A 10,981-nucleotide genomic window follows, 5' to 3' on the forward strand; every position below is an offset into this window, starting at 1 on the left:
TGTGGGTTGGTCGGGGAGTCCGGTGCGGGTTTTGGCTTTGGTGGAGCGGGAGGGGTGAGGTGCCACCACGCCACCGGCGCATGCCGTGGCGGCGGCGGTGAGCGGCGGCGGTGAGCGGCGGCAGTGAGCCGCAGCTGTGAGCGGCGGCAGTGAGCGGCGGCAGTGAGCCGCAACTGTGAGCGGCGGCAGTGAGCGGCGAGCTGTGTCAGCTCTGCTGATTGGCTCTGCTGCGCACTGAGGTCACGCACGAGCGTGGCAACCTTCCGGCCGTTCCGATCGGGGCCGTTTCAGCCGTCCCGTAGCGCGAGAATCTGCGCGCGCCCCCGTGTAGGGCGTTGCGAAGCGAGCGGTGGCGGGTAGGAACACGCCGCGTCGAGCGATCGGAGGACCCATGTCCGCAGCAGAAGAAACCGTCGCTTCCGAAGTCGGTCAGACCTTGCGGGAAGCCGGCGCCGACGTCGTCTTCGGGGTCGTCGGCAGCGGCAACTTCCATGTCACCAACGCGCTGATCGGTGCCGGCGCGCGCTTCGTCGCCGCGCGGCACGAGGGCGGTGCGGCCACCATGGCCGACGCCTACGCCCGGGCCAGCGGCGGGCTCGGGGTGCTGTCAGTGCATCAGGGCCCTGGGTTGACCAACGCCATGACCGGGATCGCCGAGGCCGCCAAGGCCCGCACGCCGCTGGTCGTGCTGGCCGCCGAGGCCACGTCCCGGCTGTCCAACTTCTGGGTCGACCAGAACGCGCTGGCGCGGGCCGTCGGTGCGCTGCCGCGCCGGATCGGCAGCGCGAAGTCGGCGCGCGCGGACACGCTGGCGGCGGTCGCGACCGCGCAGTCCGATCGCCGCACCGTCATCCTCAACCTGCCGCTGGACGTGCAGCAGCAGCGCGTCGAGGCGATGAACCGCTTCGGGCTGGTGTCCGGGGAGACGACGGTCCACCCGCGCGAGGACGACCTGTCGGCGCTCACTGCGCTGGTCGAGGCGGCCGAGCGTCCGGTGTTCATCGCCGGGCGCGGCGCGCGGCTGGCCGACGCCGGGGAGGCGATCGCCACGTTGGCCGAGCGGGCCGGGGCGCTGCTCGCCACGTCGGCGGCGGCGCGCGGGCTGTTCCGCGGGGAGGCGTTCGATCTCGACGTCAGCGGCGGTTTCGCCACACCGCTGGCCGCCGAGCTGATCCGCTCCGCGGACCTGATCGTCGGCTGGGGCTGCGGCCTGAACATGTGGACGCTGCGCCACGGCACGCTCATCGCCCCCGACGCGAAGGTCGTGCAGGTAGACACCGAACAGGACGCGCTCGGGCGGCACCGGCGCCTGGACCTCGGCGTGATCGGCGACGCGGCGGACACCGCACGACAGGTGGCCGGACGGCTGTCGACGAAACGCGGCTACCGCTCCCGCGAGATCGCAGACCGGCTGAAGATCGAGGGCCGCTGGCCGCAGATCCCGTACGCGGACCGCTCCACCGCCGACCGCATCGACCCCCGCACCCTGTCCGCCGCGCTGAACGAACTGCTTCCGCTGGAGCGCACGGTCGCGGTCGACTCGGGGAACTTCATGGGCTACCCGGTGATGTACCTGGACGTGCCCGACGCCGAGGGACTGGTGTTCACGCAGGCGTACCAGTCGATCGGCCTCGGCCTGCCGACCGCGATCGGCGCGGCCCTGGCCCGCCCCGACCGCCTGACCGTCGCGGCCCTGGGCGACGGCGGGGCGCTGATGTCGATCGCGGAGTTGGAGACGGCGGTGCGGGAGCGGCTGGGGCTGCTGATCGTGGTCTACAACGACGCGGCTTATGGGGCGGAGGTGCACCACTTCGGGCCGCATGGGGATGATCTCGGGACTGTCACGTTCCCGGATACGGATATTGCGGCGATCGCGCGCGGGTTCGGGTGTGAGGGGGCGACGGTGCGGGTGGTTGAGGACTTGAAGGTGCTGGGGCCTTGGTTGGGTGGGGCGCGGGATCGGCCGTTGGTGTTGGATGCGAAGGTGGCGGGGGATGAGGCTGCTTGGTGGTTGGAGGAGGCTTTTCGGGGGCATTAGGTGGGGATATCAGGGGCTGAGGGGTTTTCGGGCTGAGGGGTTTTTGGGCTGAGGGGTTTTTGGGTTGAGGAGTTTTCGGGCTGAGGGGTCTTTGGGTTGAGGAGTTTTTGGGCTGAGGGGTTTTCGGGCTGAGGAGCTTTTTTGCCCGGGATTGCGGTTTGTCTGTGGGTTTGAAAGATTTTTACGGCCTTCGGTCATAGTTGTGCCGGTTCGGGGTTCGAGTCGGCGAGTGTGCTTGTCGGCTGCAAGTTCCCGCGTTCACAACCCCGCCGCACCTCAGGCCTCTTCATCTCCGGCAGGTCGGAACAAGATCAAGTCAAGGTCAAGGTCAAGTGCCAGGTCAAAGGCGATGGTGAAGGGCCGGCGCCTCCGGCGGGGGCTCTTGGCTCCCTCGGGGAACTGGCGCGGTTCCATAGGGTGGTCGAGCCAGTCTCAGCGGCGGCGGTCCCTGAGGTGGTGCGGTTCGTTCCCCTCGGTCGCGTCGGCAACCCATGTACGAATGTATCTACGCTCGGTACCGCTGGTCTGGGCCGTTGGCCAACAGCGTGAGGTGAGGTCGCGCACGAGGGGTGGTCTGAGATTTTGGCCGGTGTCCTGCGTGTGCGGGGCTGAAGCACTTCGAGGGGGCCTTACGCTGGCTTAGCAGAGAGGGCAGGTTCGTGGACCTGCCCGCAGGTGGCACTCTCAGGCCCCCTCGAAGTGCTTCAGGTGGGGTCCCCGTGCACGGAGGTGGCTAAAATCTCGGACCACCCCGGACCGGACCACAGACAACCACGTGCAGGACCTGAGATGTCGGCCTGTTCCGGTGACCACGCGCTTCAAGAGCGGAGGGGGTGTCTTCGGAGGAGGGCGAGGGCTAGCGTAGCGCCCTCGACGTCTGGAGAAGGCGCCACCGTAGCGGCGGCTACCCACCCTACGTAGATAGCTGATTCGCAAACGGAAGACGCAGGTAGACGGCAAGGATCACCCCATCGGGCGGTCGCAGGTTGACTCCGCAGTGCGCGGCAGGCCACACTCGCCACGCAACCTTAATGAAAATGGTTTTCGGGTCCATCTCATACAGAACGCACGGAGGTCTGCTATGCGCATCGCCCTGGTCGGCAAAGGCGGCAGACGAACAAGGCGACAGGCCTCGACTTGGCGACACAGGTCGATCCGACTTTCGTGTCCGGGCCGGACGCCTTCGCGGCATCGTAGTTAGAGTGCAGTCGTGGCAGAACTGGCCTTGACACAAGAACGCCGTGAGCAGCTGCGGACCTACCTGAGTGACGAGCAACTACTAGGCACCGAATATCCCGAGGTGGCACGGTACTTAGACGCTGCGGTAGGGCTGGCAGGTACGGGCGACAGCGAGGCGGATGCGAGCTTTGACGTCCGGCTGCTGCACTTCATGACCGGGGGCCGAGCGGAGAGCCAGAACCCGTACTGGGAGATCGTGGCACCGTCAGTATCGGAGCTGGACGGGCGACGCGTGGTCAACGGCGGCAATCCGAATGGGAGCGCTCGTCTGGCCTTCGCTCAGATGACTTTGCAGGCCACGTACGCCTACGCGATCCCATCCCCCGAAACGATCGAGTGGATGTCGGGTATCTGCGCTGACCGGCCGATAGTAGAGCTCGGTGCTGGGCGTGGCTACTGGGCGAGCCAACTCGACCAGGCCGGCCACGCGGTCAGAGCGTACGAACTTGAGCCACCGGACACGAGCGAGAACGTCTCGTTCCCCAAGGCGGCTGGCCAGGACGATATCTGGCACCCGGTATCCCACATCGACGGGCACCAGTTTGAAGACCACTCCGACAGTGTCCTGTTTCTTTGCTGGCCTCCTGGCTGGGGTAACACGATGGCGTCCGCAGCACTCAACTCGTTCGAGCGTTCGGGTGGAACACAGCTGATCTTCGTGGGCGAGCCCAAGGGCGGGAAAACCGGAGACGACGCATTCTTTGACGCATTGACGGAAGGCTGGGTATTGCAGTCTGCGGACCCGGCCTTCGTCTCATGGTGGAACTTGGCAGACGTAGCACAGGCTTGGGTCCGCCGATAACGCCTGCCAAGTGTCATAACGTCAGCACTTCCATGACCAACGCTCAGTTTGTCGTCGGCCTGACTGACGTTCGAAACGTATACGCTGCGTAGCGATCCAGCGGATACGAGATATCCGAGATCATAATCAACCGCCCGTCTACGTCGAAGAACCGTTGATGAATGGTCTTGACCATGACGCCAGGTGGGGTACGCAGCCAAGCCGCATGCGATCCCGCAGGAAGCTGATCTTTCAGGGTCTCTTCGAGATCGAAGCCTCTGCCGTCGTTGACGCCAGAGATGCCGGACGGCTGGTACGTATCCGAGATTGACACCGGACGTCCGTCTTCTGAGGCTCGGGTGATGACGTGCGAGACGCCGTCAGCAGGCTCAATCCCGAAAGCGTCCGCCAAGTCGGGAGCCGGCGTTTCCGACGCCTCTTCGCGCTCAACGACCATGCGAGCAGCGGATTCGTGGCTGAACGTGGCCTCAGCGGTCTCGGTCTGACGCTCGGGTGATACTCGGACGAGCCCGGTCCGGTCGGCGACGAAGTTGCCTCGCCGATGGACCGATCGGACGAGTCCTTGACTTCGCAGAAGCTTGATCGCGTTGCGAGCGACGATGTCGGACACGCCGTGTTGTTCGGAGATCTCAACGAGGCTGGGCATCATCGTGCCGGGCGCAAGATCCCCGCTGAGAATACGTCGCGCATACTCAGCTGCAATCGCAACGTAGGCCGGTTCTGTCATTGGACCATGATCCCTTCGTCTGGGCACGCGTCGCGCGTCCACCACCTTCACCGTGCAGTCCAGCGTATACGAGCCAGCGTATACGTAGCTACGTATACGACTCCCATTGACTCGTATACGTAGGTCGTATACGTTGAGCCACGCACCAGTCAGAAGCACTACGAAGGGTGATAGTGATGCAGAGGAAGGCGAAACCGGAGCTTCCGGTCGGCGCTCCTCCTGGCGCTACGGCGCGGCTCGCGTGTGAGGTGCCGGACGAGGTGTGGTTGGCTCCGTTGGAGCAGGCTGCGGACCCCGGGGCTTGGCGTCAGGCTCTCGGTCGCACGATTACGTCTGAGTACGTGGTCTTCTTTTTCACGCTTGCTTCTCCGGGTCGAGCGTCGCAGTACTCCAAGTTCCCGCGTGATGTGTGGTTGGCGTGGTGTCGTACACCGCCGGTCTTTCCGAGTCCTGCCTCAGCGCCGGCCATGGTGGAGGCGTAGCCATGCCGTTGTTGAACGGTGGTGTGCCGGTGCCGCTGCATGAGATTCGGCGCGGCTCGTACGTGCAGCTGCATGAGACCACGTGGCGTCAGCTGGAGAGCTGGACGGTGCTGGACAAGGACCCGCGTCGTGCAGACGCGCCGCGTTTTCAGGTTTATTGGGTCGGGCTGGAGTTTTATCCGTCCACGTTCCACAAGGAGCCTTCGTGGCCGGTGTGGGTGGGCGATGGGCCTCCGAGTCTGACGGCGGTGGCGTCGTGACGATGCAGGAGAACGACGTGTCTGGCGTGTCGTACGCCGAGTCTGGCGAGCCTCGGGGCTACACCCGGTGGCTGCTGATGATTGCCGGGTTGGCGTCGTCTGTGACGGTGAACGCGATTTTGCTGGTGTACATGGCCAAGGGCGGTGTTCACCAGTGATCGTCAAGAGCTTGTATGGGACCCGCGCTGTTGAGGGTTGGCGCGGAGGGCGGGCCGTGATCAGAGTCCACGGCGCCGTTGCGCGCGGGGCGGGGGTGGTGGTCGCCCAGCCTGGCGCCCCCGCTTCGCGCGCTAGATCGCCTCGGGCGTCTCCGAGGGTTGAGCTTGTGGGGTCCGGTCGTGCGTGGGGCATGCCCGGGTTCTGCAAGGCGGTGGCGGGGCCTGGTCCCGTCGTCGCGCACGGGGCCGGTCGTGGAGTTCTGTGTCTCTAGGGGCGGCCGGTCCTGTGTGAAATTGCCGAGCCGGGCCACTCCACCACCCGTCAAAGTTGCGGGGTGGCCCGGCGGGTCAGAAGACCCGGTGCCGATGGTACCGGGGCGTAGCGACACCTTCGCTTTCCGATACCTCGGTGCGGTCCGTTGGTCCGTTTCGGGGGAGGTCGGTTCTGCATGGATGTTTGGTGGGTGCATCCGGATTTCTGGGAGCACCGAGTTGGTTTGAACTATGTTCGCGCACGTCGAAGGGCTGAGTGGCTTGCCAGAGTGCTGCTCGAAATCGGCGGTTGCGAGTTGGCGCCTGACCACTTGAGGTTGGCGGTCGATTTGTACGGAGCGAGTTTGGCTGTGCGCGCGGATGGCACAGCGGTGGCGTGGATCGGTCCGGATCCAGATGACGCGGAGCTGTGGGGCGAGCTGGGACCGGATGAGCCTATGTCTCTGTGCTTAGACGGGCTTGGGGCTATGGCCTGAAGATCGGTGGCCGGTGCTTGGTGAGCCGGTAGGGGCGGGTTCGGCCGGCGGGGCGCTTCTTGCCCCGCCTGCCGGTTCTGCTGGTGGATACAGCGCCTGATGAAGCAAACACGGCGGGTCTTTACAAGGAGGTGCCATGGAAGGGCTGACGGTTCAGGCCTGGCGGAAGTGGGGTCATGACTTTCTGTATGTCAAGGATGCGGCTGGTCAGATGCTCGGCTGTTTCGACCGCAACAACGGGTTGCTGCATGTTCCCGATAGGAGCCTGCGGCCGGCGGTGGTGTGTGCGCTGACGCCACGGTTGGGCGATGAGTTTCTGTCTCTTGGGTCCCCGCCTCCGGTCGGGCCTTCGCCTGAGGGATCGGATTTGGCGGGCCGTGCGGCTGGTACGGGTGTGGCTGAGCAGGCGGCGCGGTTGTCTCCGGGGCGGGTTCAGCGGTGGGTGTGTCGGCTGTTGGGTCTGTCTACTGATGCGACCTCGTGGGAGGTGGGCGCGCGGGGCGAGCGGATTGTGGGGCGCAGGCTGGAGCTGCTGCGGCGGCGCGGCTGGGAAGTCCTGCACTCGATTCCCCTAGCCTCGGGTGCGGATATCGATCATTTGGTGATCGGGCCTGGCGGGGTGTTCACGGTCAACACCAAACATCATGCGCGGGCTCGTATTTGGGTGGCTGGGGATCGGGTGATGGTCAACGGTCGTTATCAGCCCTACATCCGTAACTCTCGTCATGAGGCGGCGGCTGCGGCCCGGCGGTTGTCTGCTGCCTTGGGGCGGGCGGTTGAGGTGCGCGGGGTGGTGGCGTTCGTCGCCCCTGGTTCGCTGACGGTACGCGAGTACCCGTCCGACGTGTTGATCGCGACCGATGGCGCGATTGTGCGGATGCTTCGCAGGCTGCCGACGGTGTTGTCGCCGGATGAGGTACAGGCTGTTTTTCAGGTGGCACGGCGCGGGGAGATCTGGACTCGTCGATGACGCTTCACGTCGACTCTGCGGCGGAACGCACCTATGCGGGGATCGTCGGCCGTCTGCGATCAGAACGCCTGGCTGCTGGGCTGTCTCAGAGCATGGTGGCGTTTTGGTTCGTGATTCGGGCTAGGGCGATATCCGAATGGGAGACCGGGGCGGTGCAGCCGACGTTGGATCACTTGATCTTGTGGTCGGGTGGACTCGGTTGGCGCCTGGTGATCGTGGATCGGCGCGGCGTGTTGCGCGGTCCGCAGCAGCGTCCTGGCGAGTCGTGGGTGGTGTTTGAGCGGCGGCGGTTGGCCTCGCCGTTGAGGTGTCGGCGCCTGGCTTGGGGACTGTCGCAAGGGGAGCTGGGCCAGCGTGTTGGTGTCAGCCGGTCCGCTATTCAGCGGTGGGAGCTTGTCCGCACGCCTCCTCGGCCTATGGGGCTGATTGTTTGGGCTCAGAAGACGAACTACTGCCTGGGCTTGCGGCCGATGTTGGTTGCCGAGCGACGGGTTGTGTCTGTTCGGTCGTCTGGGAGCTTCCCAGTCCCGAGGATCTAGGGCGTGAAGCCGCGCTGGTGCATGCGTATCTGAGCGTGGGCGTATGCCGGGCGGTTGGGTTGGTGTCCGTATTCGAACAAGGCTGGGTGAGGCATGGTTTGGCAGGCGACTCCGGCGGTACGCCGGCGGTTGTTCTCGATGCAGCGGCAGGTGGCGGTTGCCCGGCAGGGGACGGGTCTGGATCGGCAGGCGGTAGCTGAGCTGTTGGGGGTGTCGGGTCGTACCGTGCGGGATTGGGAGAGGTGTTATGAGCACCCGGGTACGCCGTATCTAGTCGCCTGGGCGTACATGTTCGGTTTGCGCTTGGCGGTCATGGAGCCGAACGCTCCTCGGAGGCCGGTGCCGGTGTCGTTGGAGCCTGGGGAACTGCTCGTCGACCACGAACTGCGGCCGATAGCTGTTCAGCTGAAGCAAAGAAGAGAAGTCCGCGAGATCTCGCAAACGGACCTGGCTGGGATGGTCGGGGTTTCCAGATCGAGTTTGCAGCGCTGGGAGGACGACGCTCAAACGCCCGGTGCGCTGTTGCTGATCACGTGGGCTGGTCGACTGGGATGCAGGGTCGCCCTCATGTCTGAACAGGCTTGACCGGGCTCACGGGGTGATTCGCCCGTGCCGTTACGGAATCTGGGGTGGATCAGGGCGGTGTGTGTTGCTGCGCCTGGTGGGGCGGGTTCGGCCGCGGGGCCTGGTTTTGGCCCCGCGGCCGGTTCCGCTGGTGACCGCAGGTATGAACGGTGTCATTCGAGAAGTGAGGGATGTTTTGCAGGCGACGCCAGTGGCGAGGCGACGGTTGAACGCTATGCAGCGGCGGTTGTGGGTCGCCAGGTATCGGGCCGGGGTGAGTCAGGCTGCGGTGGCTGGTCGGCTTGGGGTCACTGATCGGAGTTTGCGGGATTGGGAGAAGCAATACGACAGTCCGAGCACTGCTCACCTGATTGGCTGGGCGTATGAGTTCGGTGATCGGCTGGTGCTCCGAGTTCCGCAGGTCGTTCCGGAACTTCCGCCGGTGGTCCTGCCCCCTGGCGAGACGACTTTCGTCGAGCATGAGGTGCGGCGACTTGCGGCGATGCTGAAGGCAAGGCGGAAGGTTCTTAAGCTCTCACAAACAGGTTTGGGGAGGCTGGTCGGGGTCTGCCGGTCGTCGTTGCAGCGTTGGGAGGACGGGCAGGAGAGTCCTGCGGCGCTGAATTTGATCACGTGGGCCAGCGTGCTGGGATACACACTTGACCTGGTGCGTGATCCGAACTGGTAGTGCGTGGGTTCGGCTTCGACAGTGGCGGTTGCGCGGGGGCGGGTTCGGCCGGCGGGCGGCCGGCGGTCTTTCGTGAGGTGGGCGTGTTCGCGCCGCCCGCCTGCCGGTTCCGCCTGGCGACCGAGCGGGGTCGCGTCATGTGCTGCCGATGTCCCGGCGGCAGCCTAGTGCATGGGCATAGACCGGGTGAGGAGTGCGCCGAAGGCGTTCGTTACCGATGCCATGATCACGTTCATGTCAGTGATGGTGCGCTATCTCGTCGGCTGGGTGGTCTGGTTGGAGTGCGCGCGGCCCGCGCCCAGGCCGCCCATGTGCTAGTCACCAGCGAACAGCGACGTGGCTGCCGTCTATCCGAGGAGAATGACGACAGCCACGGTAATTACGAGCACAATAGATACGACTGTAGAGATCATTTCATTGCGAGACAGGTGAACGCGATTTATCGCTGACTCGATTTTCTCGCGATGGGGTGGTTCGTGATCGAACAGCCCGTCCCCTTCGACCATGCCTTTGAAGTCCACGGGCGCATACTACCACCCGATCGACCTGCGACTGGATAAGGGGGTCCTCCGGATTGCTGCGACCCGAGGTGGGGCTAGCAGGTTGACCGTGCGCCCTCGACGTCAATGCGAGTGCCGTTTATCGTCCATGCAGCCAAGACGTAAATATCGCCCGAAGGGCAGTATCCGGAATAGCTTGCGGATCCGCCTGCGTTAATGTACTGGCTGCCCGCATCGTAATAGCCGCCGTTCGAGACGTCATATATTTGAGCGCCGACGTTAGCGCTTTCGCCATTCAGGTAGATTACCCCACTTCCGCCACTGATGCCGCTGCACGGCAGCACGCTGCCGCCACCGGGCACACTAGCCCAGGAGCTGCGGCAATTATTGGAATCGGCGAAGGCGGGGGTCTGGGTAAGTGCCGCCACCCCGGCCGCGCACAATGCCAGTGCGAGTGTTCGGGCGGCAACTCGGGTGATGTTCATCTCTAGGGATCATCCTCACTCTGCGTAATCGGATGGATCTTGGGACAATGTTGAAGCTAGTGAGTGATCGATAGCTCGTCAATATCGAACGATCATCTTTCTTCTAGGCCGCTCGCATGTCTCCTAAAAATGTCAATATCCTTATGCCATGCCTACAGTTAGATTGCGCGGGTAGCCGCATGGCGCTAGCCAATGAAGACCGTTAGTGGTCGCCGTTCTGTCGTTTTGTAGCCTGACTGGCGGAGGGCAGGTGCTGGCAAGGTTCGGTCGGCCGCAGCCGTTGCGCTGCGGCGAGCGTGTATTCATTCGTGCCGCCCGCCTGCCGGTTCCGCTTGGCGACCGAGCGGGCTCGTGTCCTGATCTGCCGGTGCCCCGGCGCTGGATCGGTGGTGAGCAAAGGCCGGGTGGGGCAGCCGCCGAAGGCGTCCTTGTACCGCCACTCATGATCACGTTTGACGCCTGGTGGGTGTGCCCACCTGACTCATCTGGGCGGCCCGGTTGTTGGGCGCGCGGCCGTGCCGCGCTGCGTCGCGTGGACCGGCCGAAGGCCGCATGCCGCGCGGGCGCGAGCGCGGCACGGCCGCGCGCGGCGGGCCGTCAGGCCCGCCCTTGAGTAAGTAGATGGCAGTTCCGTCAGGCTGGTGAAACGGGTCGCGATGCCTGTCGGTGCTGTTGTGGACAGCCGGGGTTGCGGCGTATCGGCACCCGGCCTTTAGCCTGTGCCCAGTGGTGAGTCGTCTGGGTGAGGTGGCCAGGTACGGGTGTCGCGGTGGTGGAGGG

At 64.9% G+C, this 10,981-nt stretch carries 10 protein-coding genes; 8 read left to right on the top strand and 2 right to left on the bottom strand.

Going from position 1 to position 10,981, the window contains the following annotated elements; genetic code table 11:
* Positions 1-391 precede the first annotated feature (391 nt).
* The gene (locus IZR01_RS44135) at positions 392-2,038 is read left to right on the top strand and encodes a thiamine pyrophosphate-binding protein (RefSeq protein WP_194927306.1); all 1,647 of its coding nucleotides are present in this window, start codon (positions 392-394) and stop codon (positions 2,036-2,038) included.
* 1,210 nt (positions 2,039-3,248) lie between these two features.
* Positions 3,249-4,079 carry a hypothetical protein gene (locus IZR01_RS44140; protein WP_194927307.1) on the top strand — a complete coding sequence of 277 codons (831 nt, stop codon included), beginning with the start codon at positions 3,249-3,251 and terminating at the stop codon, positions 4,077-4,079.
* 43 nt (positions 4,080-4,122) lie between these two features.
* Here the strand turns inward: IZR01_RS44140 and IZR01_RS44145 are convergent, their stop codons facing one another.
* On the bottom strand, positions 4,123-4,806 hold the full coding sequence (locus tag IZR01_RS44145) for a GntR family transcriptional regulator (protein ID WP_194927308.1): 684 nt from the start codon (positions 4,804-4,806) through the stop codon (positions 4,123-4,125).
* A 484-nt stretch (positions 4,807-5,290) separates the two neighbouring features.
* On the opposite strand from IZR01_RS44145, the gene IZR01_RS44150 reads away from it, so the two are divergent.
* From IZR01_RS44150 to IZR01_RS44175, 6 genes are all read left to right on the top strand, one after another.
* Positions 5,291-5,548, top strand: a complete 258-nt coding sequence (locus tag IZR01_RS44150) for a hypothetical protein (RefSeq protein ID WP_194927309.1) — start codon at positions 5,291-5,293, stop codon at positions 5,546-5,548.
* The gene (locus IZR01_RS44155; RefSeq protein ID WP_194927310.1) at positions 5,545-5,706 is read left to right on the top strand and encodes a hypothetical protein; all 162 of its coding nucleotides are present in this window, start codon (positions 5,545-5,547) and stop codon (positions 5,704-5,706) included. Before IZR01_RS44150 ends, IZR01_RS44155 begins: the two co-directional genes overlap by 4 nt.
* Before the next feature lie 885 nt (positions 5,707-6,591).
* The gene (locus IZR01_RS44160; protein WP_194927311.1) at positions 6,592-7,425 is read left to right on the top strand and encodes a nuclease-related domain-containing protein; all 834 of its coding nucleotides are present in this window, start codon (positions 6,592-6,594) and stop codon (positions 7,423-7,425) included.
* A gap of 92 nt (positions 7,426-7,517) precedes the next feature.
* Positions 7,518-7,964 carry a helix-turn-helix transcriptional regulator gene (locus IZR01_RS53850; RefSeq protein ID WP_323747275.1) on the top strand — a complete coding sequence of 149 codons (447 nt, stop codon included), beginning with the start codon at positions 7,518-7,520 and terminating at the stop codon, positions 7,962-7,964.
* Between the two features lie 312 nt (positions 7,965-8,276).
* Positions 8,277-8,549: a helix-turn-helix transcriptional regulator gene (locus IZR01_RS54940; RefSeq protein WP_369125517.1), complete on the top strand. Its 273-nt coding sequence runs from the start codon at positions 8,277-8,279 to the stop codon at positions 8,547-8,549.
* Positions 8,550-8,850: 301 nt separating this feature from the next.
* Complete coding sequence (locus IZR01_RS44175) at positions 8,851-9,216, top strand: helix-turn-helix domain-containing protein (RefSeq protein ID WP_438939724.1); 366 nt, start codon at positions 8,851-8,853, stop codon at positions 9,214-9,216.
* Between the two features lie 595 nt (positions 9,217-9,811).
* On the opposite strand, the gene IZR01_RS44180 is transcribed toward IZR01_RS44175, so the two are convergent.
* On the bottom strand, positions 9,812-10,201 hold the full coding sequence (locus IZR01_RS44180; protein ID WP_194927315.1) for a hypothetical protein: 390 nt from the start codon (positions 10,199-10,201) through the stop codon (positions 9,812-9,814).
* Positions 10,202-10,981: the final 780 nt, after the last annotated feature.

The organism is Catenulispora pinisilvae, assembly GCF_015356865.1.
Lineage (GTDB): Bacteria > Actinomycetota > Actinomycetes > Streptomycetales > Catenulisporaceae > Catenulispora > Catenulispora pinisilvae.